The organism is Pseudarthrobacter sp. SSS035 (assembly GCF_023273875.1).
GTDB lineage: Bacteria > Actinomycetota > Actinomycetes > Actinomycetales > Micrococcaceae > Arthrobacter.
This window is the reverse complement of sequence record NZ_CP096882.1, coordinates 2,800,983-2,827,019: the sequence shown is the minus strand read 5'-3', so window position 1 is coordinate 2,827,019 and position 26,037 is coordinate 2,800,983. Positions and strand designations below refer to the sequence as shown.

22 protein-coding genes are annotated in these 26,037 nt (G+C 66.4%); 10 read left to right on the top strand and 12 right to left on the bottom strand.

Translation table 11 applies throughout. The annotated features are described in order from the left end of the window. The first annotated feature begins 12 nt into the window (after positions 1 to 12). The 3 genes from MUN23_RS13045 to MUN23_RS13035 all read left to right on the top strand — a co-directional run bounded on the left by MUN23_RS13045 (position 13) and on the right by MUN23_RS13035 (position 1,968). Complete coding sequence (locus MUN23_RS13045) at positions 13 to 450, top strand: VOC family protein (protein WP_248758784.1); 438 nt, start codon at positions 13 to 15, stop codon at positions 448 to 450. 194 nt (positions 451 to 644) lie between these two features. Further along, a complete protein-coding gene (locus MUN23_RS13040) occupies positions 645 to 1,076 on the top strand; it encodes a DUF309 domain-containing protein (RefSeq protein WP_248758782.1) in 432 nt (143 codons plus the stop codon). A gap of 100 nt (positions 1,077 to 1,176) precedes the next feature. Continuing rightward, on the top strand, positions 1,177 to 1,968 hold the full coding sequence (locus MUN23_RS13035) for an alpha/beta fold hydrolase (protein WP_248758781.1): 792 nt from the start codon (positions 1,177 to 1,179) through the stop codon (positions 1,966 to 1,968). A 446-nt stretch (positions 1,969 to 2,414) separates the two neighbouring features. On the opposite strand, the gene MUN23_RS13030 is transcribed toward MUN23_RS13035, so the two are convergent. The 6 genes from MUN23_RS13030 to MUN23_RS13005 form a co-directional block, all read right to left on the bottom strand. After that, on the bottom strand, positions 2,415 to 2,819 hold the full coding sequence (locus MUN23_RS13030; protein ID WP_256468618.1) for a VOC family protein: 405 nt from the start codon (positions 2,817 to 2,819) through the stop codon (positions 2,415 to 2,417). 878 nt (positions 2,820 to 3,697) lie between these two features. Further along, complete coding sequence (locus tag MUN23_RS13025) at positions 3,698 to 5,149, bottom strand: aldehyde dehydrogenase (NADP(+)) (RefSeq protein ID WP_248758779.1); 1,452 nt, start codon at positions 5,147 to 5,149, stop codon at positions 3,698 to 3,700. A 61-nt stretch (positions 5,150 to 5,210) separates the two neighbouring features. Further along, positions 5,211 to 6,320 carry a mandelate racemase/muconate lactonizing enzyme family protein gene (locus MUN23_RS13020; RefSeq protein ID WP_248758778.1) on the bottom strand — a complete coding sequence of 370 codons (1,110 nt, stop codon included), beginning with the start codon at positions 6,318 to 6,320 and terminating at the stop codon, positions 5,211 to 5,213. Beyond that, complete coding sequence (locus MUN23_RS13015) at positions 6,320 to 7,225, bottom strand: 5-dehydro-4-deoxyglucarate dehydratase (RefSeq protein WP_248758777.1); 906 nt, start codon at positions 7,223 to 7,225, stop codon at positions 6,320 to 6,322. Before MUN23_RS13015 ends, MUN23_RS13020 begins: the two co-directional genes overlap by 1 nt. After that, complete coding sequence (locus MUN23_RS13010; protein WP_248758771.1) at positions 7,222 to 8,190, bottom strand: NAD(P)-dependent oxidoreductase; 969 nt, start codon at positions 8,188 to 8,190, stop codon at positions 7,222 to 7,224. Before MUN23_RS13010 ends, MUN23_RS13015 begins: the two co-directional genes overlap by 4 nt. Before the next feature lie 30 nt (positions 8,191 to 8,220). Further along, positions 8,221 to 9,645, bottom strand: a complete 1,425-nt coding sequence (locus MUN23_RS13005; protein WP_248758766.1) for a Gfo/Idh/MocA family protein — start codon at positions 9,643 to 9,645, stop codon at positions 8,221 to 8,223. Positions 9,646 to 10,010: 365 nt separating this feature from the next. Here MUN23_RS13005 and MUN23_RS13000 point away from each other — a divergent pair, with 365 nt between their 5' ends. Continuing rightward, complete coding sequence (locus tag MUN23_RS13000) at positions 10,011 to 11,045, top strand: LacI family DNA-binding transcriptional regulator (RefSeq protein WP_248758765.1); 1,035 nt, start codon at positions 10,011 to 10,013, stop codon at positions 11,043 to 11,045. 83 nt (positions 11,046 to 11,128) lie between these two features. On the opposite strand, the gene MUN23_RS12995 is transcribed toward MUN23_RS13000, so the two are convergent. Further along, positions 11,129 to 11,836, bottom strand: coding sequence for a FadR/GntR family transcriptional regulator (locus MUN23_RS12995; protein WP_248758762.1), 708 nt, complete (start codon positions 11,834 to 11,836; stop codon positions 11,129 to 11,131). 96 nt (positions 11,837 to 11,932) lie between these two features. On the opposite strand from MUN23_RS12995, the gene MUN23_RS12990 reads away from it, so the two are divergent. Further along, positions 11,933 to 13,267: an alpha-hydroxy acid oxidase gene (locus tag MUN23_RS12990; RefSeq protein WP_305886563.1), complete on the top strand. Its 1,335-nt coding sequence runs from the start codon at positions 11,933 to 11,935 to the stop codon at positions 13,265 to 13,267. Positions 13,268 to 13,388: 121 nt separating this feature from the next. Here MUN23_RS12990 and MUN23_RS12985 read toward each other — a convergent pair whose 3' ends face one another. Both MUN23_RS12985 and MUN23_RS12980 read right to left on the bottom strand, forming a co-directional pair. Continuing rightward, positions 13,389 to 13,931 (bottom strand): helix-turn-helix transcriptional regulator, encoded by a 543-nt coding sequence (locus tag MUN23_RS12985; RefSeq protein ID WP_248758761.1) that lies wholly within the window; start codon positions 13,929 to 13,931, stop codon positions 13,389 to 13,391. A gap of 79 nt (positions 13,932 to 14,010) precedes the next feature. Further along, positions 14,011 to 15,222, bottom strand: a complete 1,212-nt coding sequence (locus MUN23_RS12980; protein WP_248758760.1) for an acetoin utilization protein AcuC — start codon at positions 15,220 to 15,222, stop codon at positions 14,011 to 14,013. Positions 15,223 to 15,325: 103 nt separating this feature from the next. On the opposite strand from MUN23_RS12980, the gene MUN23_RS12975 reads away from it, so the two are divergent. Continuing rightward, positions 15,326 to 16,759, top strand: a complete 1,434-nt coding sequence (locus MUN23_RS12975) for a TrkH family potassium uptake protein (RefSeq protein ID WP_248758759.1) — start codon at positions 15,326 to 15,328, stop codon at positions 16,757 to 16,759. Next, on the top strand, positions 16,752 to 17,438 hold the full coding sequence (locus MUN23_RS12970) for a TrkA family potassium uptake protein (RefSeq protein WP_104060499.1): 687 nt from the start codon (positions 16,752 to 16,754) through the stop codon (positions 17,436 to 17,438). Before MUN23_RS12975 ends, MUN23_RS12970 begins: the two co-directional genes overlap by 8 nt. A 66-nt stretch (positions 17,439 to 17,504) precedes the next feature. On the opposite strand, the gene proC is transcribed toward MUN23_RS12970, so the two are convergent. From proC to MUN23_RS12955, 3 genes are all read right to left on the bottom strand, one after another. Further along, the gene (proC, locus tag MUN23_RS12965; RefSeq protein ID WP_248758757.1) at positions 17,505 to 18,338 is read right to left on the bottom strand and encodes a pyrroline-5-carboxylate reductase; all 834 of its coding nucleotides are present in this window, start codon (positions 18,336 to 18,338) and stop codon (positions 17,505 to 17,507) included. Between the two features lie 304 nt (positions 18,339 to 18,642). After that, a complete protein-coding gene (locus MUN23_RS12960) occupies positions 18,643 to 20,034 on the bottom strand; it encodes an aspartate aminotransferase family protein (protein ID WP_248758754.1) in 1,392 nt (463 codons plus the stop codon). Between the two features lie 29 nt (positions 20,035 to 20,063). Further along, positions 20,064 to 21,551 carry a CoA-acylating methylmalonate-semialdehyde dehydrogenase gene (locus MUN23_RS12955; RefSeq protein ID WP_248758751.1) on the bottom strand — a complete coding sequence of 496 codons (1,488 nt, stop codon included), beginning with the start codon at positions 21,549 to 21,551 and terminating at the stop codon, positions 20,064 to 20,066. Positions 21,552 to 21,676: 125 nt separating this feature from the next. Between MUN23_RS12955 and MUN23_RS12950 the strand changes: the two genes are divergently transcribed. The 3 genes from MUN23_RS12950 to MUN23_RS12940 all read left to right on the top strand — a co-directional run bounded on the left by MUN23_RS12950 (position 21,677) and on the right by MUN23_RS12940 (position 26,012). Continuing rightward, positions 21,677 to 23,365: a PucR family transcriptional regulator gene (locus MUN23_RS12950; RefSeq protein WP_248758748.1), complete on the top strand. Its 1,689-nt coding sequence runs from the start codon at positions 21,677 to 21,679 to the stop codon at positions 23,363 to 23,365. 35 nt (positions 23,366 to 23,400) lie between these two features. Then, entirely contained in the window at positions 23,401 to 24,318 is a 918-nt protein-coding gene (locus tag MUN23_RS12945; RefSeq protein WP_248758745.1) for a LysR family transcriptional regulator, read from the top strand. Positions 24,319 to 24,644: 326 nt separating this feature from the next. Then, entirely contained in the window at positions 24,645 to 26,012 is a 1,368-nt protein-coding gene (locus tag MUN23_RS12940; RefSeq protein WP_248758743.1) for an MFS transporter, read from the top strand. Positions 26,013 to 26,037 lie beyond the last annotated feature (25 nt).

Here is a 26,037-nt window from a genome sequence, read left to right as displayed (position 1 = left end):
TAGCTTCAACGCATGGCCATCAAACTTGAGAACGTCGGTATCGCCGTTCGCGACCTCGAAGCTACCATCGCTTTTTTCACCGACCTCGGGCTCACGGTCGTCGGCCGTGACACCGTCAGCGGCGAGTGGGCCGACACCGCCGTCGGACTTGATGGCAACCACGCAAAAATTGCGATGCTCCAAACCCCGGATGGTCAGGGTCAACTGGAACTCTTCGAATACATCCACCCCAAAGCGATCGAGACGAACCCAACTCGTCCCAACGACATCGGCATGCACCGCGTGGCGTTCTCGGTCGACGACATCGACAAAGCCCTTGAGATAGCTGCGAAGCACGGATGTACACCGCTACGCGGCGTGGCGACCTACGGCGACGTCTACAAACTCACCTACCTCCGCGGTCCCAGCGGAATCCTCGTAATGCTCGCGGAGAAACTGAAGAAAGACTGACACCGCCGATCGGCCCAATTAGCCTGTGTTGAGGTTCCGCAGGATCACCCCCTGCGACGCGACCAGCGGTGATCATTCTTCTCTCGCGCCGGCGTCCCCACGGCATCCGTTGTGGAACGGTTCGAAGGGCCGAGCCGTAGCATTGGGCAGATGAAGGTTAGCAAGGTCCACGGACGCTCAGAGCGGAAACTGCAATGACCGGCGACAGGGATCGCGATGCTTCAAGCCGCCCGCGGCAGGCCCGGCCACGTGACGCTCTTGGACGGCCGCTGCCGTACGGAAGCGCTGGCGTGGAGCCGGTCTCCGAGGAGCCGCTGCCGCCGGCGGAGACGTTGGTCTCGGCCCGGAGCTTGGTGGAAGCGGGCCGGCCCTTCGCCGCGCATGAGGTACTTGAGGCCCGATGGAAAGCTGGGCCGGCCCAAGAACGCAACCTTTGGCAGGGTCTCGCCCAGATCTGCGTCGGGCTCACCCACGCCGCCCGGGGGAACAGCGTTGGCGCGCTCCGGCTCTTCGAGCGCGGTGCGGCCCGACTCGAGGAGTACGGTTCAGGCGACGGGCCGACCTACGGGCTCGATTTGTCCGCCGTTGTGAGCTGCGCGCGTGATCGGATGGACACCGCCCGCTGAGCTCGCGACCATCCTCGCGGCAGCTCGAGTGTGCGAAAGGGATCCTCAACGGGCTATCCCTTACGCGGTTCGCGTCGTCGGCATGGATTAGGGTGTCGGTATGGAGTGCCGGATTAACGAAGCCCTGGTCCATTACGTCGAGCATGGCGTGGGCGTGCCGCTCGTTGCGTTGCACGGCGCCGGTGTTGATCATCGCGAGATCGAGGCGGCGATCGAGGCCATCCTTCCCGACACGCGATACCGGCGGATCTATCCGGATCTGCCGGGGATGGGCCTCTCGACGGCCGACGGCCTGACCTGCAACGACGATGTGGTGACGCTGCTCGGCGATTTCATCGATAACCTGGGCGCGGGACCGGTGATGCTGCTCGGGCACTCTTACGGCGTCTACCTGGCTCGTGGAGTGGCCGCACGGCGACCAGACACCGTGCTCGGTCTGGCGTTGTTGTGCCCTGTCGCCGAGCGGTCGCGAAGCGTGCCTGGCCACGACGTGGTTCGCCAGGACGCCGACGCGTACGACGAACTCGAACCTGCCCAGCGGGCGGGGTTCGAGGACTACTTTGTCTTGCGCACACAGGCCACGGCTCGCCGGTACGGCGACCGCGTTGCGCCGAGTACGGCGCTTGTGGACGAGGCTGCGCTGGGGCGCATCTTCGCCGGGTGGACGGTCGACGTCGGGTCGACCGCGTTCTCTGCGCCGACCTTGGTCGTGGCGGGACGGCGAGATTCGGTCGTCGGGTATGCCGATGCGGCCGAATTGCTCGAGTGCTACCCGCACGCCACCCTGGCTGTCATCGAGGACGCCGGCCATGCGCTCATGCACGAGCGGCCCGAACTACTCGCCGCGTTGTTCGGCGACTGGCTCGATCGAGCTCGACCAGAAGACGAGTGACCCACCTTGCTGCAATTCATCAGGCCTGACTGACGACAAGAGGAACCCTAAACGGGACACGTCCGCCTCAAAGTATGCCAATCGCTAGGATTCAAGACACCACAGGTTACGGCCCGTTCCAATTGGGGGAGTTTTGAAGATGGTCATTCTTGCAATCGCCGCGTGGGTCCTGACCGGCCTCATCGCACTGCTTGGTATTACCGCTGGTGCCACCATTTGGTCCTACATGGAACCCGTCGTCGATAGAGTGCCTGAGCCAGGAAGCTACTTTGTCGCGGTCGCTGCCGGGTTCCTAGCACTGTTCTTTAGCTTGGTTGTCAGCATTGGCGCTACAGTGCACGCAGCTCGATGCAGCGCCAGCCGGATGCCGGATTCATCTGAGAACCGCCGTCTCGCTTAGGGAACCAACTACGGAACAGGGCTAAAGAAATCGATAGCCATTGGTCCTAATGAGTGGCCACAAGCTCAATTTCGAAGCCGTCTGAGTTCGTGAGGTAGGCGGCGTAATGGTCCGGTCCGCCTGCGTGTGGATACTTCTCCGGGAAGAGCGGCGCCCAGCCGTACTCAGCACTGTCAACAGCCAAGGCATCCACGCGTAATCGGCTACCAGCGTTGAATGCAAGGTGATTCAGACCGGGCGCTGTTCGATGATGATGCCTGCCACTCAAGTCCGGCGACTCTTCCAGAACTATGTAGGTTGAGCCTCTCATCCAACTGATTCCATGCGGCCAAGTCTGATAGGTCTTGTACCCCAAGGTGGACAAGATCCAGCCCCACTCAGACGTGGCTCTTTGGAGATCAGGCACCCACAGTTCGATATGGTGCAAGGCACCTTCTGACTCGTCATTCACTGTGCGAGTCTTTCACGCTGATTTGTCTGCTGCTCTCAGTTATGGGACCGAGCCATTCAATCGCTGGCTCCCCACGTCGGAGTCCCGGTGGGGAACCCCAACCGGGTATTTTAAGCGTTTGCTTCGGCACCTCGTCCAGGAGAGGGGGGACGGGCACCGATGCGTTCCCGAGTGGATGCTCCCGGGTGGTCCTTGACGCCGCCTTTAGGCGCAGTGCATGGCTATCAGGGGTAGGAACCAGGCGGCTAAAGGTCAGGCTTTGATGATGGGCGTGTTCGCGTCATTGCCATTCATCAGCCAAATGGTGGCGCTTTGCCGAACCCTCTACGGGTTCAATTTGTTACCGCCTCTAATCGAAGTTTCCATGCCGTTTTCGGGGCTTTCACATCCCTTGGCTCCAACCGCCAGGCTTGAGGAATCCATGGTTATTGTCTGGGAGCCTATTGCTGCCGGAGCCGAGATGGGGTTGCACGGTGTCGTGAGAGAAACGACTACCGACCCCGGCACCTGGTCCACGTGCAGGGTCACTGGCCGCTCCGCGACCCACTCCATAGTTCCGGATGCACTGACGCTTCTGTAAGCACCGCAGGCGACCATGAATTCATTCGGTATTGAACAAGCAACGGGCGGGGCAGTTCGTTGCGCTGTCGCCGGAGCCGTGTCACGTGCAGCGGGAGCCTCGGAAAGGCTTGTCCTACTTTCTGGAACGGACTGCATTGCGCATGCGGAAAGGCCCAGACCAAGGCCGGCCACTGCGCAGAAGGTCAGACGTCGGATACTCATAAAGCCCCCAATAGCCAGCATTGAGGCAATACTACGTCGGTGCGAGAACCGCGGCGAAGAAGAAACTCTCGCCGAGCGACCTTCCTGCGCAACAGTTACGGCAGAACCAGCTCGCCGTCCACGCGGCGCGGGATGCCCAGCGGGTTGCTTTCGCGCAGTGCCGGGTGCAGGACCGTTTCGGGGGCATCCTGGTAGGCGACGGGGCGCTGGAAGCGGCGGACCGCCGTCGCGCCTACCGAGGTGAACAGCGACGTGGTGGCCGGGTACGGACCGCCGTGCTGCTGCGCCCAGTTCACTGCCACGCCCGTGGGCCAGCCGTCGAAGAGGACCCTGCCGGCCAGGCCGGACAGCTGCTCCACCAGGTCCGCAATGTCCTCGCCCGGGTTGGCGTGGACGGTGGCGGTCAGGCTGCCGGGAACCGTGGCCAGGACCGCGGAAAGCTCATCCTGGTCAGCGTATTCGATCAGCATCGTGGTGGGGCCGAAGCACTCCTCCAGCAGCTCGTCCGGGCGCTCCAGGACGTTGGCGGCGGAGGTCGAGAACACCACGGGCGCGGCACCGTTGAGGGTGGCGTCCTGGTCCGCGGTGCCGCTGACGATGGTCACGTCGGGCAGCGAAGCCACGTTGCGCAGGCCCTCCGGGTACGCGTCGGAGATCCTGGTGGTGAGCATGGCCGCTGTCGGCTTGTCCTTGCTGGCTTCAGCCAGCTGTGCGGCGAAGCTCGTCCCCGCCGGAATGAAGACCAGGCCGGGCTTGGTGCAGAATTGGCCGGCGCCCATAGTGAAGGATGCGGCAAGTCCGGCCGCGAGCTGGCCGGAGCGCTCCGCCAGCGCGGCCGCGGTGATGACCACCGGGTTCAGGCTGCCCAGTTCGCCGTAGAACGGGATGGGGTCGGGCCGCGAGACCGCGAGGTCAAACAGCGCCCGGCCGCCGGGGCTGGACCCGGTGAAGCCCACGGCCTTGATGGCGGGATCCTGCACGAGGCCAGTTCCCACCTCTCGGCCGCTCACCAGGGCGAACAGGCCTTCCGGGGCTCCGGCGGTACGCAGGGCTTCGGTGACCACTTCGGCCGTCCGCTCGGACAGGTTCAGGTGGCCCGAGTGGGCCTTGACGATCACGGATGAGCCCACGGCGAGGGCTGACGCGGTGTCGCCGCCGGCCACCGAAAACGCGAACGGGAAGTTGGAGGCCGAAAAGACTGCCACCGGGCCGATGGGACGCAGGATGCGGCGCAGGTCCGGCTTCGGCGGGGTGGCGTTAGGGTCCGCGTGGTCAATCACGGCTTCGAGGTAGGAGCCTTCGGTGATCACGCGTGCGAACAGCCGCAGCTGGCCGGAGGTGCGGGCCACCTCGCCGGTCAGCCGGACGGTGCCGAGGCTGGTCTCCGAATCGGCGATCTCCACCAGTTCGGCCACGTTGGCGTCCAGGGCGTCGGCGACGGCGTTGAGCCAGCCTGCGCGTTCGGCGTCGGACGCGGCGGCCGCGACGGAGGCGGCCCGGGTGGCGGCGGCCGTGAGCTCGGAGAGGGAAAGGGTTGCAGTTGTCACTGGGGATACCTGTATTTCGTCGGGAGGTGTCGTGTCTGCGGTCAGTCGTGATTGCAAGCTGTCAGCCCTGCGGGTTCTCGGTGAACCGGAATCCCAGCCCCGGCTGGTCCGTGAGCGTGAGGCGGCTGTTGCTGAAGCGGACCGGTGCGGGCCCGGCCAGGATGCCCAGCTGTTCGAAGGACGCGTCTTCCACGTCCTCCACCAGCGTGGGTTCCGCGAGGGTAAGGGCCAGCTGCCCGGACAGCTCCGGCAGCAGGTGCGGCATCACGCGGATGCTGTTGGTCCGGGCCAGTTCCACAATCCGCCGGAAGGGCGTGATGCCGCCGACCCGGATGATGTTCGGCTGGATGATGTCCACCGCCTCCGCCTCAATGAAATCGCGGAACCGGTAGATGGTGTGCAGGTTTTCGCCCAGGGCGATGGGCACGGGTGAATGCTTGCGCAGCCTGCGGTAGGCCCAGAGGTCGTCCGCGCGGAGGGGCTCCTCGAGCCATTCCAGCCCGTACTCCGCGAGCACGTCCAGGGCCTTGAACGTGGCGGGCAGGTCCCAGCGCTGGTTGGCATCGATCATAAGCTTCCGGTCCGGTCCGAGGACGGAGCGGACTGCGGCGACGCGCTCGGCGTCCTCGCGGATATCGGGCTTGCCCACCTTGATCTTGACCGCCCGGTGGCCCGCGGCAATCCAGCGTTCGGTCTGGGCCACCAGCTCCTCCAGCGTGTAGTGCAGGTTCACCCCCGAGCCGTACACTTCGGCGGACTCCTGCCGCTGGCCCAGCAGGCCCGTGACTGAAGTACCGGCACGCCGTGCCTGGAGGTCCCAGAGGGCAAGGTCGACGCCGGCCATCGCGATGGTGGTCAGTCCCCCGCCGCCGGCCTCATGCAGCCGCTTCCACAACGAGTCCCATACCGTCTCGGGATTGGCAGGCAGCCCCGTAATGAAAGGCGCGATGTCGTAGTCGAGGAGCGCTTTGACGGCCTGCGGGCCGATGGTGGGCGTCCACGAAAAACCGTGCCCCGCGCCGCCGTCGTCCGTCTGGATCTCCGTAACGATCACGTGGTTTTCCGGTGCCTCCACTCCCCAGCTGCGGCGCAGCGGGACGGTCAGGAGGCGGGTGGTAATACCGGTAATGAGCGGAGCGGTCCTAACGGAATCGAGCGCGGGCGCACTCATCAGCGGCCGGCCAGCTCGTAGCCCTTGGCCAGGATGGCCTTCAGCTGGACCAGCTGGTCCTCGGTGGGGTCCACCAGCGGCGGCCGGACCGGGCCGACCGGAAGTCCGCCCAGCCGCAGGCCGGCCTTGACCAGCGAGACACCGAAGCCGGGGGTCTGGTCCCGCAGCCGCACCAGCGGGGCGTAGAAACCCTCCAGCAGGGCGTTGCGGCGGTCCTCATCACCGGACATGTAGGCGTCGTAATAGGCCTTGGCGATCTCCGGTGCCATGGCGAACGCCGCCGAGGAGTAGAGCGGAATGCCGAGTCCGCGGTAGGCGCCCTGGGTCAGTTCGGCGGTCAGCAGTCCGTTGAAGAAGGCGAAGTCCTCACGTCCCGTGGCCCGGACCGCGGACACGATCTCCTGGGCCAGGCCCACATCGCCCAGCCCGTCCTTGAAGCCGATCACCTTGGGGTTCGCCGCGAGGCGCACCATGGAGGCGGCGGTGAACTTGGCGTTGCCGCGGTGGTAGACGATCACCGGCAGGCTGCTGGCGTCCGCCACGGCCTCGATGTACGCCACCAGGCCGTCGGTGGGTCCGGCGACCAGGTACGGCGGCAGGACCAGGAGTGCGTCGGCGCCGGCTTCCTCGGCAACCCGGGCGGCAGCCAGGGCGTGGCCCAGGGGTCCGCCGGCCCCGGCCACCACGGGAACCTTGCCTGCTACAACCTCGACGGCGGCGGTCACCACGGTGCGCACCTCGTCGATGCTCAGGGCGTGGAATTCGCCGGTGCCGCAGGCAGGAAACATGCCGCCGGGTCCGAACGGAAGCCGCGACCCGATGTGCTCCTTGAGGAGCTCCACGTCAACGGTGCCTTCCGGCGTGAACGGGGTGACAGGGAAGAACAGTATGCCGTCGAATTTCATGATGTCTCCTTGGATCCGGCTCCGGCTGTGACCAGCTGGGCGGACGTCTCGTCGTTGAGGGTGGAATCGGTCTTCAGCTCGGTCCGCCAGCTGCGCTTGGGTTCCCAGCCAAGTAGTTGACCCGCCTTGGCGATGGAGAAGGCGGGGCTGGTGCCGGTCAGTCCGGCGGCCAGGGCCTCGCTTCCCGGCAGGAAGCGGGGCATAAGTTCGGCCAGGGGCGCCGTGGCGAGGGCATCCGCGGCTCCCACAAAGAAGGTTTCCCCGTTCGGGATGGTGTCCATCTTCTGCAGGAGCGCGTCCAGGAAATCCGCCACATCGCGGGCGTCCACATAGTTGAACAGCGCGGGCGCTGACAGTGCGGGATCGGCCAGGCGTTCGGCCAGGGTGTGGCCCTGCTGTGTGGGCGCGCCGTCCCATTCCTCCGGTGAGATGACGTAGCAGGGCCGGAAGGCGGCGTAGCGGATCTTCGCCCCCTGCGCCGCGGCGAACATCTGCACGGTCTGTTCGGCGATCAGTTTGGACAGCGCGTACGCGTTCCAGGGCTTTGGCGTGCTGCGTTCATCCAGCGGGAAGCCGTCCGGCAGCCAGCCCGCCGGGCAGCCGTAGCCGAGCACCGTGGGGCTGCTGGCCGTGACGATCTTGCCGATCCCCAGTTCCGTGGCCGCGCTGATGACGGCGAAGGCCATGCGGGTGTTGGTGGCGAAGATGACGTCCTCCGGCGCGCTGAACGGAACGGCAATCGCGGCGAGGTGGATGACGGCGTCGGGGCTGGTCTCCCGGAGGAGGCGCAACGCCTCGCCCGGGGCCAGCAGGTCGCCGGTTTCCTGCACAACGCCGGCCGGCAGCTGGTCCGCCGGGATGGCGTCGCGGTCCACCGAGATGACCTCGTGGCCCGCTTCGGCGAGCCCCGCCACAACGCTGCGCCCCAGCCGGCCGGAGCCGCCGGTGACAAAGATCCTGCTCATGTTTTTTCCTTTGGGATTTCGGGCGGCGGACTAGGCGTCGCGGCGAAGGTCTGCGCCGAGGTGGAGATCCTCGATGCGGACGGGAAGGGAGGACTCCAGCGACAGGTTGCCGGCGATGCCCACGGACACGGAGCGGAGGCCGTCGAGGTAGCCGGACGGACGGCCCAGCGGGTCCTCGCCGGGACCGTTAAAGAGGTCGGAGAGGAGCAGGTCGTCGCCGCCGCCGTGGCCGCCTTCGCCGTTAAGGATGGGCACCTCGTAGGCTGCCTCCCAGTGGCGCTGGACCACCAGGCGTTCACCGTTGCGGCGGACGGCGTCTTCCTCCTCGATGGGGGTGGCGCTCGGGTCCACCACGGTCTTTTTGTCCGTGCTGTTGAGGACGGCGGCGCGTTCCACCACTTCAAGTTCGGCCCGGCCTTCGGTGCCGTTGACGGCCACGCGGTAGCCTTCCCACGGGCTGTGGGCGTTCAGGGAGTAGCTCAGGCGCGGGCCGCCCTGGTACTCCACCACGAGTGCCAGGTTGTCCTCGATGGTGATGCCGCCGGTGAAGACGTCCTGGTCACGGCGGTAGCCGTCGTAGTGCTCGTTGTCCAGGAAGAGGGCCTTCAGGCGCTCATCCCCACGCAGGTCCAGCGCGAACGGATCCTTTTCGGCGGCGGCGGGAGTACCGGCGTCGGGCGTTCCACGTTCCGGACGGGGACCCAGGCCGCGCTCGGCCGCATTCTTGTCGCCATAGAACTTGAGGCCACCGGAAGCGAACACGCGCTCCGGGACGTCGTTGATCCACCAGTTGACCAGGTCGAAGTGGTGGGATGCCTTGTGGATCAGCAGGCCGCCGGAGTTCTTCTTTTCGCGGTGCCAGCGGCGGAAGTAGTCAGCGCCGTGGACGGTATCCAGGACCCAGCTGAAGTCGATGGAGGTGACCTTGCCGATCACGCCGCTCTGGATGATTTCCTTCAAGGCGCTGTTGCGCGGTGAGTAGCGGTAGTTGAAGGTGACCACCACGTTGCGGCCGGTTTCTGCAACGGCCTCGGTGATGCGGCGGCAGCCTTCGGCGTCGATGGTGAGCGGCTTTTCGACGACGACGTCGGCGCCCGCCTCGAGTGCCTCCACGATGTAGTCCGCGTGGGTGTAGTCCGGCGTGGTCACCACAACGCGGTCGATGTTGTTGGCCTGGATGAAGGCGGTGAGGTCGGCTGGGGCAAAGGATGCGACAGGTCCGGGCGCACCGAGTTCCTGGATGAGCTTCTGGTAGAACTCCACGCGGCCGGGGTTGACGTCGGAGAAAGCCACCAGTTCCGCGGTATCGGAGTGCTTGCCGAAGATGGCCCGGATGTACATCTCGGAGCGGCCACCGGTGCCGATGAGGGCGATGCGGGCCTTGGTGCGCGCTCCTGGCTCCGGAGCGGACGTGAAGGCAGCGGTAGCAGAACTCGATTCGGCTGTGTTGACCATGAGGGTCCCTTTCGAAGGCTTCAATACTCGGCCGCGCTGCGGCCGCTGGTGGTGCGCTGGGCTGTGGTGCTCTGGACTGTAGTGCTTGGAACGCGTGCTGCTATGGACCGTGGTCCGGAAGTCGCTGCGGCAGGTGAGAAAGCGTTTTCTCAGTGCCGCTACATGATTTCTATCAATAGACGCGCGGTCCCGTCAACCCTTATCCTCTCTAAGAGAAAGCGCTTTCTGGCTGAAAGGCCCGTTTCTGCGGCGGCGCAGCCATCATCCGGCGCGCCGAACGAATGGAAACCGGTTTCCGAGAGCGTTGTATGCTGTCCCACGGGCGCCGGTAATCACGGGGACCGGGACTTACGAAAGGCAGGGCCATGGCCAGGAAATCGGCAACCGGCAGGATCGGCATTGCGGACGTTGCCGTGAAGGCAGGGGTTTCGCACGCCACTGTTTCGCGCGTCATGAACGGCAACTTCACCGTGGACCCGGACATCGCGGCACGGGTGAGGGCGGCCGCCGTCGAGCTCAAATACCAGCCCAATCCCGTGGGTCGCAGCCTCGCGCTGGGAAAAACGGACACCATCGGCATTGTGGTGCCGGACCTTGCCAACCCCACCTTCCAGGCGATCCTGCGCGGCTTGAGCCGGGCTGCGGCGGAGGACGGCTACCGCGTCCTGATTGCCGATTCCTTCGAAGTCTCCAGCGAGGAAGCCATCCTGGCCGGCGAGGCCCGCCGGCGCTGCGACGGCCTGGTGCTCTGCGCCCCGCGCATGAGCGACGCCGAGCTCGAGGAAATCGCGCCGTCGCTGCACCCGCTGGTCCTGATCAACCGGACGACGGCGGCTGCCGGGATTCCCAGCCTCGTGGTGGACTACGGGCGGGGGGTCCAGGACCTCGCCGAGTACCTGGTGGGCCTCGGCCATACACGCCTGGCCTTCCTGGCCGGCCCGGCAGGCAGCGCCTCCAACGGCCTCCGGCTCGAGGGCCTGGAGGCGTTCAAAACCCGGCACCCGCAGGTGGACGTCACCATGCTCGACGGCGGCTCGGACTTCGATACCGGCCACGGGGCAGTGGACTCGGTCCTGGCCAGCGGCGCCACCGGCATCTTGGCCTTCAACGACCTCGTGGCCATGGGCCTGATGAGCGGCCTGCACGAGCGCGGCGTTGACGTGCCGGGCGACATCTCCGTCACCGGCTTCGACGACATCCCGTTCGCCCGCTACACCACACCCACTCTGACCACCGCGGCGGTTCCCATTGCCGAGCTCGGTGGCCAGGCCTGGCGTGAACTGCGGGCACTCATCCGCAAGGAAGACCACGACGCCCCAGGCAGCCGGTACCAGCCGCGCCTGGAAATCCGGGCCAGCAGCGGCCCCGCCAAGGCTCCACGAACTGCGGCCCACGGCTGAGTTGCCCGGTTCCCTCCGCGAGATGGCAGTTCGCGGCAGTGTTGTTCGCTGACACTGCCGCGAACTGCCATGTCGATCCGCCGTCAGCCGCCCGCCGGGCGCCCAACCCCTCCCGCGCGGTAGTACCCCTCGATGTGGGCAGCCACCAGCGCGGCCGCACGCGCGCCGTCGTCGTTCCTGATGGCGGCCAGAATCTCCCGGTGCTCCGCCTGCAGGCGCGATGCCGTGGCATCCCAGTCCGGGAGATTGGCCGTAAACCGGGCCGTGTAGCCCTGGATGGATTCGCGCAGCGAGCCCATCATGGCGCTGACCACGGCATTGCCGGCGGCGCCCGCGAGGGCCAGATGGAACCGGATGTCCAGCGCCAGGAAGTCATCCGCTGTCCGGGCAACGCGTTCGACGGCGTCCATCTCGCCCAGGAGCGTGGCGGCCAGGTCCAGCTCCGGAGCGTCGGGCTTGGCCCGGGCAGCCGCCCAGGTCTCCAGCAGGATGCGCGTTTCCACGATGTCGGACACGGGCAGATGCTGCGTGGCAACGTGGAGCCGCAGCGCGGAGCCGAGCGCCGCCGTCGGATCCGAAATCACCACCGTCCCCGCTTCCGGGCCGGAGCCAACCCCGGCCCGGACCACGCCCATGGCCTCCAGGATCCGGATGGCCTCCCGCACCGAAGTCCTGGACACCGCCAGCTGCTCGGCGAGCGTCCGTTCCGCGGGCAGGCGTCCGCCCACACTCAGCTGTCCGTCGGAGAGCTGCTTTTCGATCCAGGTCAGGACAAGTTGGTGCGTACGCATATCGCTATCGTAGTTGATGTGGTTGGACCACATGGCCTAGAGTGTGGTTAGACCACAGCCCGATCCCCTGCACCAGGCCCACCAACGGAGGCAGCCATGACCCACACCATCCAGCCGAACAACCCCGAGGTCACCCCGGCCCCGGATGCCACGGACGTCCCGGCCGCCACGGCGCCCCGCCCCGCCGGCCCTTCGGCGGTGCCGGCTGCGCTGAAGCGCCGCCTCCCCAAGTACTCGGATCTGGCCCCGCTGATGCAGTTCAAGAAGCCCGAGTTCAGCAAGGAAGCCCGGCTCAAGCGTGCCAGCACCATCTGGGACCTGCGGGACATGGCCAAGCGCCGCACACCGCAGGCACCGTTTGACTACACGGACGGCGCTGCCGAGGGCGAGATTACCCTGCGCCGCGCCCGCGAGGCCTTCCTGGACATCGAGTTCCGGCCCGGCATCTTGCGCAACGTCTCCAAGATCGACCTCAGCACCGATATCCTGGGCAAGCCATCCCGGCTTCCCGTGGGCATCGCCCCCACCGGCTTCACCCGCATGATGCAGTCCGAGGGCGAATACGCCGGTTCGCAGGCAGCCGAGGCCGCAGGCATTCCGTACACCCTTTCCACCATGGGCACCGCGTCCATGGAGGACGTGGCCGCCGCCGCCCCGAACGGCCGCAACTGGTTCCAGCTGTACCTGTGGACTGACCGCGACCGCTCGCTGGAACTGATCGAGCGCGCCGCCAAGGCCGGCAACGATACGCTCATGGTCACGGTGGACACCGCCGTCGCCGGCGCCCGCCTGCGCGACGTCCGCAACGGCATGACCATCCCGCCGGCACTGACCATCAAGACCGTGCTGGACGCTTCCTACCGCCCCGCCTGGTGGTTCAACTTCCTCACGCACGAGCCGCTGACCTTCGCCTCGCTGTCCCGCTACACCGGCACCGTGGCCGACCTCATCAACTCGATGTTCGACCCAACCCTGACGTTCGAGGACCTGGACTGGCTGCGTGAAACCTGGAAGGGCAAGCTCGTGGTTAAGGGCATCCAGACCGTGGAGGACGCCCGCAAGGTGGTGGACCACGGCGCCGACGGCGTGGTGCTGTCCAACCACGGCGGCCGCCAGCTGGACCGCGCGCCCATCCCGTTCCACCTGCTGCCCGGCGTCAAGGAAGCCTTCACCAAGGACAACTCGGACGCGGCCATCATGCTGGACACCGGCATCATGAGCGGCGCGGACATCATCGCGGCGCTGGCCCTGGGCGCCGACTTCACGCTCATCGGCCGCGCATACCTCTACGGTTTGATGGCCGGCGGCCGCGCCGGCGTGGACCGCACCCTGCAGATCCTCGAGAAGGACATGGCCCGCACCATGGCACTGCTGGGCGTCAGCAAGATCTCCGAGCTGACCCCGGACCACGTGCGCCTGCTGAACAAGTAGCGCACGTGCGGTGGTTGAGCCGGGCCCACGGCCGCAGGGTCCCCTGACCGAGCTTGCGAGGTGAGGGAGCGGCTGGGGAGCGAAACCTGGATCTCGACAGGCTCGATCACCGGTGGGTGGTCTACTTTTTGCGGCCGAACTTGGGGAGATTCGGGAGGTTGGCCAGCAGGTCCGCGGCCTTGGTGGCGGCGCGGCCCACAGTGCGGCCGATCTGCTGCGGCACTGTGTCGTCGCTGAGCGGGGCCACCGTGCCGCCGGGAATCACGACGGCGGGGCTCAGTTCGGCGCCCGGGCGCTCAAGGACGGCGGCAGCGGCCACGTTGTCCGACAGCGGAGTAGCCACGGGCCGCTCCGTGCCGGCGTCCGCCTCCGCGCGTGGTGACTTGGCGACGGCGGCCGCCGGGCCGACGTCGAACGTCTCCAGCCAGCTGACGATCCCCTCAAGCGGTTTGGCGTTCAGCGCGTAATAGCGCTTTTGGCCCTGCGCCCGCATGCTGACCAGCTGTGCCTCGCGGAGGACTTTCAGGTGCTTGGAAATGGTGGGCTGGCTTGCGGAGAGTTCTTCCACCAGCTCACCCACTGCCTTGTCCCCGGCGCGCAGGGATACCAAAATGTCGCGCCGGGTTGCTTCCGCAATGACGGCAAATACGTCGTCTGTCACCATGCCTCCCACCCTAGCGACATATACGCCGCCAGGCATCAACTATTTCGCCCGTGACCGCCCCGCGTGGGTCGAAGAAGGATCAGTCGAACCAGGGATCAAGTCCGTGCAGCGGGAAAACGGCTTTGCGGGTGGCCATCACGGTGCGGTCGACGGCGTCGTTGGGGTCAAAGCCCACTTCCCAGGACCGCCACCAGAGCTCCACATCGTCGCCCATCAGGCCAGGGGTGTCCATGCCGAACTTGTCCGAAACATACGTGCGCCAATCCTCCGGCACCGGGGTCTGGAGCGGAACGGGGCGCCCGGCGGCGATGGCGATAAGGTGGCTCCAGGAGCGCGGCACAACGTCGGTGACGCTGTACCCGCCGCCGCCCGTGGCGATCCAGCGGCCCTCACAGTGCCGGGCAGCGAGATTCCCGACGGCGGTGGCTGCCTCGCGCTGGCCGTCCACGCTGATGTTCAGGTGGGCCAACGGGTCGAGGCGGTGTGAGTCGCAGCCGTGCTGGCTGACGATGACTTCGGGCTGGAAAGCGCCCACGAGCTGCGGCACCACGGCGTGGAATGCCCGCAGCCAGCCGGCGTCGCCGGTGCCCGACGGCAGGGCAACATTGACGGCGCTGCCCTCAGCCTGCGGACCGCCGATCTCGTTCGCGAAACCGGTCCCGGGGAAAAGTGTGAGTCCGCTTTCATGCAGCGAAATGGTCAGGACCCGGGGGTCGTCCCAGAAGATGCTTTCCGTCCCGTCCCCATGGTGCGCATCGACGTCGATGTACGCCACGCGGCTGATGCCGCCGTCGAGCAGTCTCTGGACGGCCAGGGCGGAGTCGTTGTAGATGCAGAAGCCGCTGGCGCGGTCACGGGCAGCATGGTGCAGGCCCCCGCCGAAGTTCACGGCGTGGAGCGCGGAACCGTCCAGGATGGCGGACGCGGCGGCCAGCGATCCGCCGGCGAGCCTCGCGGCGGCGTCGTGCATGCCAGCGAAGGCCGGGTCGTCGTCGGTGCCCAGTCCGCGGGCTTCATCCGGCGAGGCCGGGTCGTCGCTGACCCTGCGGACCGCAGCCACAAACTCAGGCGAGTGCACGGTTTCCAGTTCGGCATCGGACGCAACCTCCGGAGCCTCCACGGACACGTGCGCCAGGTCCAGCAGGCCGAGGCTGCGGGAAAGCCGGGCCGTCAGGTCCAGCCGTGCCGGAGCCATGGGGTGGCCGAGACCAAAGTTGTAGGCCGTCATGGCCGAATTCCACACCACCATCGTTGGTGGCGCTGGCTGGCTGAGACCGGGCAGGAATGTCATCAATGACAGGCTACCGGAGGACGCCACTGCCCCGGCCCGGCCATTACGCGGGCATTAGTGGTTTACTACTGGAGGAAACAGTTTCAACCGAGGAAAAGCCCCCATGACGCAACGCCAGTCGAGGCCCCGGAACCCGGCCAGCTGGCACCCCGCCGCACCGGAGCGCGAAGGTCTCTGGATCTTCACGCGCGTGCGCGACTTCGTTGACGATATTGCCAATACGTCGCCCGCCCGGCTTGCCCTGAGCGCCTTCGGGGCGGTCTGCCTGGTCTTTACGTTCGTCCTCTCGCTGCCCGTCTCCTCCGCCACGGGCACAGCCACTCCGATACACCAGGCGATGTTCACGGCGGTATCGGCGGTCTGTGTGACCGGCCTGACGGTTGTTTCGACGGCGGTGCACTGGTCATTCTTTGGCCAGCTGGTCATCCTGATCGGCATCTTCGTGGGCGGCTTGGGCACGCTGACGCTCGCGTCGCTGCTGGCCCTCATGGTGAGCAAGAAGCTTGGCGTCCGCGGCAAGCTGATCGCGCAGGAGGCCATGAACAACGCCGGCCGGCTCGGTGAAGTGGGTACGCTGCTGCGGATCGTCATCGTGACGTCCGTGGTGATCGAGGGCGTCCTGGCGCTGGCGCTGATCCCCCGGTTTATGACGTTGGGTGAGCCCTTCTGGCAGTCGGTGTGGCACGGCGTTTTCTACTCGATCTCGGCCTTTAATAACGCCGGCTTCACCCCGCATTCGGACGGCATTGTTCCCTACGAGACCGATCTCTGGATCCTCATCCCGCTGATGCTCGGTGTGTTCCTGGGCAGCCTGGGTTTTCCCGTGGTTATGGTCCTTCAGCAGAACGGGCTCAACTGGAAAAAGTGGAACCTGCACACCAAGCTCACCATCCAGGTGTCCTTCATCCTGCTGGCCGCCGGCACGGTGCTGTGGGGACTGATGGAGTGGGACAACATGCGGACCATCGGCCACATGGACCTCGGCGACAAGATCACCCACTCGCTTTTCGCCTCCGTCATGACCCGCTCGGGCGGGTTCAACCTGGTGGACCAGAACCAGATGGAATCCACCACCATGCTGCTCACCGACGCACTCATGTTCGCCGGCGGCGGTTCGGCGTCGACGGCGGGCGGCATCAAGGTGACCACCATCGCCGTCATGTTCCTCGCCATCGTCGCGGAGGCCCGCGGCGACTCCGACGTGAAGGTCTACGGCCGGACCATCCCGCAGGGGACCATGCGGGTGGCCATCTCAGTGATCGTGGCCGGCGCCACCCTGGTCTCCGTCTCAGCCTTCCTGCTGCTGCAGATCAGCGGCGCGTCCCTGGACCGAGTGCTGTTCGAGACAATTTCCGCCTTCGCCACCGTGGGGCTGAGCACGAACCTCAGCGCCGAGCTGCCGCCGTCGGGCGTTTATGTCCTGACTGCCCTGATGTTCGCGGGCCGCGTCGGCACCGTCACCCTTGCCGCTGGGCTGGCACTGCGCCAGCGCAGCCAGCTGTTCCACTACCCGGAAGAGAGGCCCATCATTGGCTAATTCCTCAGGCGCCCCCAACCGCCCCGCCCACAACGCGCCGGTCTTGGTGATCGGGCTGGGCCGCTTCGGCTCGTCCACCGCCGAACAGCTCGTGAAACAGGGCCGCGAGGTGCTCGCAATCGAGCGCGACCGGTCCCTGGTCCAGAAGTGGGCGCCGCTCCTCACCCACGTCGTGGAGGCCGACGCCACCAACATTGATGCGCTGCGCCAGCTCGGCGCTCAGGAGTTCAGCTCCGCCGTTTGTGGGGTGGGCACCTCGATCGAGTCCTCCGTGCTGATCACTGTGAACCTGGTGGACCTGGGCATCGAGCACCTCTGGGTCAAGGCCATCACGCCATCACACGGCAAGATCCTCACCCGGATCGGCGCGAACCACGTGATCTACCCCGAGGCTGACGCCGGCGTCCGCGCCGCGCACCTGGTCTCCGGCCGCATGCTGGACTTCATCGAGTTCGACGACGATTTCGCCATCGTGAAAATGTACCCGCCGCGCGAGACGGTGGGCTTCACACTGGATGAGTCCAAGGTGCGGTCCAAGTACGGCGTGACCATCGTGGGCGTGAAGTCTCCCGGCGAGGACTTCACCTACGCCCGCCCTGAAACCAAGGTGTCCGCCCGCGACATGCTGATCGTGTCCGGGCACGTGGACCTGCTGGAACGGTTCGCCGCCCGGCCTTAGGCACGGGTGGGCCCACGCCCGCCGGGTTCCCTGGCCGAGCTTGCGAGGTTAGGGAGCGGGTGGGGACTAACCGAGCTGCCTGGTGATCTCCGCGGAGCGGTCTGCTGCGGCGCGGGCGCCGGCGGCGATGATGGCCGGTATGCCCCGGTCGTCGAAGGTGGCGATGGCCCGTTCCGTGGTGCCGTTGGGGCTGGTCACTCCCTTGCGCAGGGCCGAGGGATCGGCGCCCGGCTCGGCAAGCATAAAGCCCGCGCCTGCGACCGTCTCCCGTGCCAGGAGCAGCGACAACTCGGGATCCAGGCCCAGCTCGACGCCGGCAGCTGCCATAGCCTCGGCCAGGTAGAACGCGTAGGCGGGACCCGAGCCGCTGATGGCCGACAACGCATCCACCTGATCCTCGCGCACCTCCACCACGGTGCCAGTGGCCCGAAGGATGTCCTTGACGGTCTGGAGCTGTTCCGGCGTGCAGTTGGTTCCGGGTGAGACGGACACGACGCCGCGGCCCAGCTTGGCAGGGGTGTTCGGCATAGCGCGGATCACCGGCTGTCCGGGAGGCAGCGCGGCTTCCAGTTGCGCCAGAGAGACGGCTGCGGCCACGCTGACAACGATGGCGTTCGGGGACAGGGAACGGCTGATCTCGCGCGCCAAGTCGACGATGCCCACCGGTTTGACGCCAAGGATTACGACGGCGGAGCCCTTGGCCGCCTGCTTGTTGTTGTCCGGTTCCTCTTCGCCGGCGATGGCCGTGATGCCGTGATGACGCATGGCCAGTTCCGCAGCGCGTTCAGCACGCCTGACTGTGGCCACGACGTCGGCGGGGTCGGTTCCCCCGCCCAGCAGGCCGGACAGGATGGCTTCGTTCATGGATCCACAGCCCAGGAAGGCGATTCGGTTGCTCATGCTTCCATCATTGCAGTTCGGGTGGGCCGCTGCAGAAATGGAAACGAATCGGAAAAAGCGGGAACCCGCCGAAACCGATTCACAGCCGACTCCCATGTTCGCTGCAGCTTGCACACAACTTCGCCGCCTAACGTAGTTATTACCTCATTGAGGGTGCGAGTGATGCGGCAAGCATGGGGATGTTTGCCCGAGGCGCCGGTGGTCCGCAGCAGGTTTTCCCCCATTTTCCTGCTGCGGACGCCGGCGCTTTCGCGTTTAACACGATGTTCAGGTCAGATCGGCACAGGTCCCGGCATACGGTTTCTCAGACAGCGAAGGTGTCTGCGATGTCCAGCACTTCGTCCAGGATCGCGAGGCCGGCCACCAGGTCCTCCACGCTGATGTTGCATGGCGGGACCACGTGGATGCGGTTGAAATTCGCGAACGGGATCAGGCCGCGGGACTTGCAGGCGGCAATGAGCTGGTTCATCTCCGGGCTGGAGGCACCGTACGGGGCCAGCGGCTCGCGCGTCGCACGGTCCTTGACCAGTTCAATGGCCCAGAAGACACCCGTGCCGCGGACTTCGCCCACGGACTTGTGCCGTGCGGCGAAACCGGCCAACGCCGGGCCGATGATGTCGTCGCCCAGGGCGGCTGCATGGTCCACGATGCCTTCCTTTTCCATCGCGTTGATGGTGGCAACGGCTGCCGCGGTGGCCAGCGGGTGGCCCGAATACGTCAGGCCGCCCGGGTAGGGCTTGGTGGCGAACGTCGCCGCGATTTCCGGGCTGATCGCCACGCCGCCCAAGGGAACGTAACCGGAGTTGACGCCCTTGGCGAAGGTCAGCAGATCCGGGACGACGTCGAAGTGCTCCACGGCGAACCACTTGCCGGTGCGGCCGAAGCCGGCCATGACCTCGTCCGCGATGAACATGATGCCGTACTTGGTGCATAGTTCCCGCACCCCCTGCATGTACCCGGCGGGAGGCACGTAGATGCCGGCCGAGCCTGGGATGCTCTCCAGCATCAGGGCCGCGATGGTCGCGGCCCCTTCGAGCACGATGAGCTGTTCGAGGTGCTGCAGGGCGCGCTGGCTCTCCTCCGCTTCCGTGGTGGAGTGGAAGGCCGTGCGGTACAGGTACGGCGGGAAGAAATGCACCGTGCCGGTGCTGGCGGTGTCATTGGCCCATCGGCGCGGGTCGCCCGTGATGTTGACGGCCAGCTGCGTGCCGCCGTGGTAGGAGCGGTATGCCGAGAGGACCTTCTGCCGGCCGGTGTGCAGCCGGGCCATGCGCACGGCGTGCTCGTTGGCATCGGCGCCTCCGTTGGTGAAGAAGATTTTGTTCAGCTCGCCCGGGGTGCGCTCGGCGATCAGCCGTGCCGCCTCGGAGCGGGCCTCGTTGGCGTAGCTCGGGGCGATGGTGCACAGCTTGGCCGCCTGGGCGGCTATGGCCGCAACCACGGCAGGGTGCTGGTGGCCGATGTTCGTGTTGACCAGCTGTGAGGAGAAGTCGAGGTACCGGGTGCCCTCTCCGTCCCACACGTACGAACCCTCAGCAGCCGAGATGACCATCGGGTCCAGCAGTTCCTGGGCGGACCAGGAGTGGAAAACGTGCTTGCGGTCCAGCTCGTAGGCCCGCCGGGCCGCGGCGGTGTCGACGGCGGGGTGCGGCTCGGTCCGTTCGGGAAGGAGCACGCTGTCTATGGTGGAAATCATGTCACTGTCTCCTGTTCGAATGGCGCGGATCAGGCGTTCTGCGGGAAGCCGAGGTTGATGCCGCCGTGGCTCGGATCCAACCAGCGGGTGGTGACGGCTTTGCCCCGGGTGAAGAAGCCGACGCCCTCGGCGCCGTGCGCGTGGGTGTCTCCGAACAGCGAGTTCTTCCAGCCGCCAAAGGAGTAGTAGGCCATGGGGACGGGGACGGGGACGTTGATGCCCACCATGCCGACCTCGACCTCGTTCTCGAAGCGGCGGGCCGCTCCGCCGTCGTTGGTGAAGATTGCGGTGCCGTTCCCGTATGGGTTGGCGTTGATGGTGGCGAGGGCATCGTCGTAGCTGTCCACGCGGACCACGGAGAGGACGGGGCCGAAGATTTCGTCGCGGTAAATGGTCATGTCGGTGGTGACGTTGTCAAACAGCGTGGGGCCGAGGAAGTAGCCGTCGCCTTCGGCGTCGGGCGCAATGGTGCGGCCGTCGACGACGAGGGTGGCACCCGCAGCTTCGCCGGCGTCGACGTAGCCTGCCACCTTGTCGCGGTGCTGGGAGGTGACCAGCGGGCCCATGTCGCAGCCGCGAAGGCCGTCGCCAGTGCGGAGTCCCCGGGCGCGCTCGGCGATCTTGGCCACGAGCTCGTCGGCGATGTCCCCCACGGCGAGCAGGGCGGAGATGGCCATGCAGCGCTCACCGGCGGAACCGAAGCCGGCGTTGATGGCGGCATCGGCGGCGAGGTTCAGATCGGCGTCGGGCAGCACGATCATGTGGTTCTTGGCGCCGCCCAGGGCCTGGACGCGCTTGCCGTTGGCCGTGGCGGTCTCGTAGACGTACTTGGCGATGGGAGTGGAGCCGACGAAGGAGACGGCCTTGACGTCGGGGTGGGTGAGCAGGGTGTCGACGGCGACCTTGTCGCCCTGAAGGACGTTGAAGACGCCGTCCGGCAGGCCGGCTTCCTTCCACAGCTCGGCCATCCAGTTGGCGGCCGTGGGGACCTTTTCGCTGGGCTTGATGATCACGGTGTTGCCGGCGGCGATGGCGATGGGGAAGAACCACATGGGCACCATGGCCGGGAAATTGAAAGGGCTGATGATGGCCACCGGGCCCAGGGCCTGGCGGATGGAGTGGATGTCCACCTTGGTGGAGGCGTTCTCCGTGTAGCTGCCCTTGATCAGGTGCGGGATGCCGCAGGCGAATTCCACCACTTCCTGGCCGCGGGTAACTTCGCCCATGGCGTCGTCCAGGACCTTGCCGTGCTCCGAGGTGATGATGGCGGCGAGCTCGTCCTTGCGTGCGTTCAGCAGCTCGCGGAAGGCGAACATGATCTGAACGCGGCGGGCCAGGGAGGTGTCCCGCCAGGCCGGGAAGGCAGCCTTGGCGGCCGCGACGGCGGCGCTGCCGTCTTCCATGCTGGCCAGGGCGACCTGGGCGGTGACCTTGCCCGTCGCCGGGTTGGTGACGGGGGCGGTGCGCCCGCCGGCGGGGACGTAGCTGCCGTTGATCCAGTGCTCGATGGTGTTCAAGGGTTCTCCTTGTTGTTCAGAAAAGGGGTGGTTGCCGTGTGTGTTGCGTCCAGTGTGTCTGCCGCCGAGGCCTGACGTAAGCTGCGGCCTGTAAAGGAAATGGCATACTGCCTTACACTTTGTAAATGCTTCCCACCGTCCGCTCCATCCTTGAGCTCCCCGTGCTGCGGGAGGCCAGTCCGCAGCTTCTGGGCGCTACCAGCGGCCTGGACACCCCCGTACGCTGGGTCCACGTGACCGAAGTGCTCGACATTTCCGGACTGCTGTCCGGCGGAGAGCTTGTGCTCACGACGGGCCTGGAACTGGAAAAGAACCCCAACCAGACGGCGTCGTTCATCCAGTCCTTGGAGGACGCGGCAGTCTCCGGCCTGATCGTGGAAGTCATCGGAAACCGGCAGCGCAGCCTGGACGCCCTGCGCATGTCGGCGCTGCGCAGTGCTCTGCCCGTGATCGTGGTGGAACGGCGGGTGCGTTTCGTGGAGATCACGGAGATCGTGCACCGGATGATCGTTGCCGAGCAGCTGCAACGGGTGGAACGGGCCCGCGACGTGCACGAAGCTTTCACGGTGCTGAGCCTGGAAAGCGCCGGGACCCAGGAAGTCGTGGAACAGGCCGCCGCCATGATCGGCGCTCCGGTGGTCCTGGAGGACCTTTCGCATCTTGTCCTCGCCTATTCGTCCCGGCAACTCCGTACTACCGAACTGCTCGCCGACTGGGAGCGGCGGTCGCGGACCACGCCGTCCCCGTCGGCCACGTCCCGGACCGGTCCGGAGGCGTGGCTGCAGACGCCGGTCGGAGTGCGGCGGCAACTGTGGGGCCGGCTGGTGGTGCCGGTGGCACTGGAGGACGACGAAGCGGCGGCCATGGTGCTGGAACGCGCCGCCCAGACGCTGGCCATCAACCGCCTGGCTGAACGGGACCGGCGCGAGCTGAGCCATCAGGCGCAGGCCGGGCTCCTGAATGCCTTGCGTCAGCCCCGCGGGCTGAGCGAGGGCGAAGCGCAGGCCCGCGCCGCCGCACTGGGCCTCAGACGCTCACCCTTCTACGTGCCGATAGTGTTCCGGAGCGGCGGATCAGCTTCTGGTGCCTCGCCGGAAGAAGCGGATCCGGCCGGCGACCCACTCGCCGGGCAGCAGGAGGAGCGTGCGCTGCTCGAGCATCTCGCCCGGGCCCTCAAGTCCGTTTCGGGTACCGCCCTGACCGCGAGTATCCGGTCAGGCTCGGTCGGCATGATCCTGGCAATCCCGGCGAAGCAACTCGAAGACTCGACGCTGCAGCGCCTCGCCCATGCTCTCGCGGGGGACAGTCCGGAGTCCGGTCCGCCCGGCCCGTCCATGGACGGAAACGGGTCCGGCAGCCACACGGAGGTGGCGTGGAGCATCGGCGTCGGGCGTCTGCAGGGCTCCCTGCTTGAGGCGGCGGCGGGCATTGACGAGGCCTCCCACGTGGCCGAAACGGCCGCGACCCTGTCGGGTGATCGCAAGCCCTTCTACCGTGCCACCGACGTCCGCCTGCGGGGACTGTTGGCCCTGCTGCGCAAGGATCCGCGCGTTCAGCAGTTCGTCGAGTCCGAGCTGGCCGGCGTCCTGCACGCCGAAGCCAGGGGCGCGGGCGGCTACTTGGAACTGCTCGGGCAGTACCTTGAGCTTGGCGGCAACAAAGCCGCCCTCGCCCGCAGCGGCTACCTCAGCCGGCCGACGCTCTACGCCAGGCTGGGCCGGCTCGAGGAACTCCTCGCCGTGGACCTCGACGACGCGGAATCCCGGACCTCGTTGCACGTCGCCCTCCTTCTGCACCGGCTCCGAACCTTGTGACCGCGCGGATCTGCGCAGAATGCGAGCATTGACGAATGGCGAAACCCTTTACCCTGACCCAACTGCGGTATTTCGCGGTGGTGGCAGAGCTCGAGAACATGACGGCGGCGGCCGAACGGCTGCTGCTGACCCAGTCCGCCCTGTCCACGGCGATGGCCCAGCTGGAAGCCAGCCTGTCCACACAGCTGTTCGTGCGGCTCAGGACGCGTGGTCTGCGGCTGACGGCGTCAGGCCGGCAGTTCGCCCAGGACATCAAGGTGTTGCTGGAACACGCCGATTCCCTGTACGAGTCGGCGCGGGGGCTTGCGACGAGCCTTGTCGGCGAGCTCAAGGTGGGGGTATTTGCGCCACTGGCGCCGTTCAGGCTGCCGGCAATCCTTCAGACCTTCGAAGTTCAGCACCCCGGTGTTGCAGTCTCCTTCCTCGAAGCCGACCTGGCGAGCCTGCAGACGGCCCTCCTGGAGGGGCAGTGCGACGTGGCGCTGATGTACGGTCTCGGCCTGGGCCGGGGGTTCACCCGCACGGTGCTGGAGCGGGTGCCGCCACATGTGCTGGTCCATGCCGAGCATCCTGCGGCGTCCCGCCCCGGGCGGACCATCGCGCTGAAGGATCTCGACGGCGAACCCTCGGTGGTGCTGGACCTTCCGCACAGCCGGGAATACTACGAGCAGCTCTATGCAATCGCAGGGGTGGTACCCAATGTCCGGCACCGCTTCGCTGGTTATGAAACGGTCCGCTCCTTTGTGGCGAAGGGGCACGGCTACGCCATGCTCAACCAGAGACTCCACAGTGACCTGACGTACTCCGGGGGCCGGGTGGTGGCTCTCGCTCTGTCGGACGATTTTCCGCCGATCGAGGTGATGTTGGTCCGGCCGGAGGGTGTCCAGCCCACGCGCAGGGCCCTCGCCTTTGAGGAGACGTGTATCCGCCTCTACGGAGCGGCGCGACACTAGCCGCGCGGCGGGCAGGAAAGTCCCGGCACATTTGGCATTGATAAAATCTATTGGTTCGCCAAAAACTATCAATTGGACAGATGTGAAGCGGATCACACACAGTTGGGTGCAGCGCGGTGGTGCCGGAGACCGTCCGGCGACAATCCCGCAGTGACGGCCTTGGCCGCATCCCGAAGCGCGACAACCATGTTGATCAAAGGAGATTCAATGGTTCCGATTAACCCCCAACGTGTCCGAAGCATGTCCGGACACAGGCATGCCCGCAACACCGCGGTTATGTCCGCAGAGTTCATTTCCCACGGCCGTAACAACTCAGCGTGGCTGTCATGACGATCAACGACCTCAAGGACCAGTCACCGGACCCCGGAACCACCTCGACGACTACGACCCTGGACCAGGACGCTTCCCTGCCCGGAACCCCCCGCATCACCAAGATGCAGAAGCGGGTCCTGGCCGGCGGCAGCATCGGCCAGTTCATCGAGTTCTACGACTTCACACTTTACGGCCTCACCGCCGTCATCTTCTCGCAACTGTTCTTCCCGGGCAGCAATCCTGTCACCGCCATGCTCGCCACCTTCGCCACCTTCGGCGTCGCCTTCGTGGTTCGCCCCATCGGCGGGCTGTTCTTCGGAGCTCTGGGTGACCGGATCGGCCGACGGCGCGTCCTGACTATCACCCTCATCGCCATCGGCGGCGCCACCGCACTGATGGGGCTGCTCCCGACCTACGGCCAGATCGGCGCCTGGGCACCTGTCCTGCTGGTCCTTTGCCGCCTCGTCCAGGGATTTTCCGCGGGCGGCGAGTCCGTGGGAGCGCCATCGTTCGTCTTCGAGCATGCCCCCGTCAAAAGCCGCGGGTTCTGGCTCAACATCACCATCGCCGCCACCGCGCTGCCGTCGGTGGTTGCCGGGTCGATGATCCTGATTCTCAGCCAGTCGATGCCCAACGAATCCTTCATGGCGTGGGGCTGGCGGCTGCCATTCCTGCTGGCACTGCCACTGGCCCTCTTCGGTGTTTGGATCCGCAGCCGCACGGTGGAAAGCGACGCGTTCAACGAGGCCAAGGCGTCCCGGACGAAGGAATTCAGCCCGGTCCGTGAGGCTTTCCGCGAAAACAGGCTCCGCATGGTGCAGGTCATCTTCGTCATGGGTCTCACCGCGATGGGCTTCTATTTCCTCTCGGCCTATTTCGTGTCCTACGTGCAGACCACGGGCCACTTGAGCCGCGAGCAATCACTCCTGGTCAACGCCGCCGCCCTCGCCCTTTACGCTGTCCTGCTTCCCATCGGTGGCCGGATCGGCGACCGCTTCGGCCGCAAACCAATGCTCATTGCCGGTTCCGCCGCCCTGGCATTGCTTTCAGTGCCGAGCTTCATGCTTGTGACCAGCGGCAGCCTTCCCCTCGCCCTCCTGGGACAGGCAGTCTTCGTGGTGGCGCTGTGCATCTACGGCGGCGGCTGCTACACCTTCTTTGTCGAAATCTTCACGACCCGGACGCGCTTCACCTCGGCGGCGATCAGCTACAACGGCGCCTACGCGCTCTTCGGCGGCACGGCACCGTTCATCGGCACGGCCCTCGTCGGCGGCACCGGAGTGCCGCACGCCCCCGGCTTCTACATGGCCGCCGCTGCCGCCGTCGTGCTCCTTCTGGTGCTGTTCACCAAGGTTCCCGAGACGCGCGGCCGCATGGGCTAAGCCCGCCGCCTGCTCCATGTCACCG

Coding starts and splice junctions, on each gene's coding strand:
- MUN23_RS13045 (WP_248758784.1), top strand. CDS start 13: ATGGCCATCAAACTTGAGAACGTCGGTATCGCCGTTCGCGACCTCGAA.
- MUN23_RS13040 (WP_248758782.1), top strand. CDS start 645: ATGACCGGCGACAGGGATCGCGATGCTTCAAGCCGCCCGCGGCAGGCC.
- MUN23_RS13035 (WP_248758781.1), top strand. CDS start 1,177: ATGGAGTGCCGGATTAACGAAGCCCTGGTCCATTACGTCGAGCATGGC.
- MUN23_RS13020 (WP_248758778.1), bottom strand. CDS start 6,320: ATGAGTGCGCCCGCGCTCGATTCCGTTAGGACCGCTCCGCTCATTACC.
- MUN23_RS13015 (WP_248758777.1), bottom strand. CDS start 7,225: ATGAAATTCGACGGCATACTGTTCTTCCCTGTCACCCCGTTCACGCCG.
- MUN23_RS13010 (WP_248758771.1), bottom strand. CDS start 8,190: ATGAGCAGGATCTTTGTCACCGGCGGCTCCGGCCGGCTGGGGCGCAGC.
- MUN23_RS13005 (WP_248758766.1), bottom strand. CDS start 9,645: ATGGTCAACACAGCCGAATCGAGTTCTGCTACCGCTGCCTTCACGTCC.
- MUN23_RS13000 (WP_248758765.1), top strand. CDS start 10,011: ATGGCCAGGAAATCGGCAACCGGCAGGATCGGCATTGCGGACGTTGCC.
- MUN23_RS12995 (WP_248758762.1), bottom strand. CDS start 11,836: ATGCGTACGCACCAACTTGTCCTGACCTGGATCGAAAAGCAGCTCTCC.
- MUN23_RS12990 (WP_305886563.1), top strand. CDS start 11,933: ATGACCCACACCATCCAGCCGAACAACCCCGAGGTCACCCCGGCCCCG.
- MUN23_RS12985 (WP_248758761.1), bottom strand. CDS start 13,931: ATGGTGACAGACGACGTATTTGCCGTCATTGCGGAAGCAACCCGGCGC.
- MUN23_RS12980 (WP_248758760.1), bottom strand. CDS start 15,222: ATGACATTCCTGCCCGGTCTCAGCCAGCCAGCGCCACCAACGATGGTG.
- MUN23_RS12975 (WP_248758759.1), top strand. CDS start 15,326: ATGACGCAACGCCAGTCGAGGCCCCGGAACCCGGCCAGCTGGCACCCC.
- proC (WP_248758757.1), bottom strand. CDS start 18,338: ATGAGCAACCGAATCGCCTTCCTGGGCTGTGGATCCATGAACGAAGCC.
- MUN23_RS12960 (WP_248758754.1), bottom strand. CDS start 20,034: ATGATTTCCACCATAGACAGCGTGCTCCTTCCCGAACGGACCGAGCCG.
- MUN23_RS12950 (WP_248758748.1), top strand. CDS start 21,677: ATGCTTCCCACCGTCCGCTCCATCCTTGAGCTCCCCGTGCTGCGGGAG.
- MUN23_RS12945 (WP_248758745.1), top strand. CDS start 23,401: ATGGCGAAACCCTTTACCCTGACCCAACTGCGGTATTTCGCGGTGGTG.
- MUN23_RS12940 (WP_248758743.1), top strand. CDS start 24,645: ATGACGATCAACGACCTCAAGGACCAGTCACCGGACCCCGGAACCACC.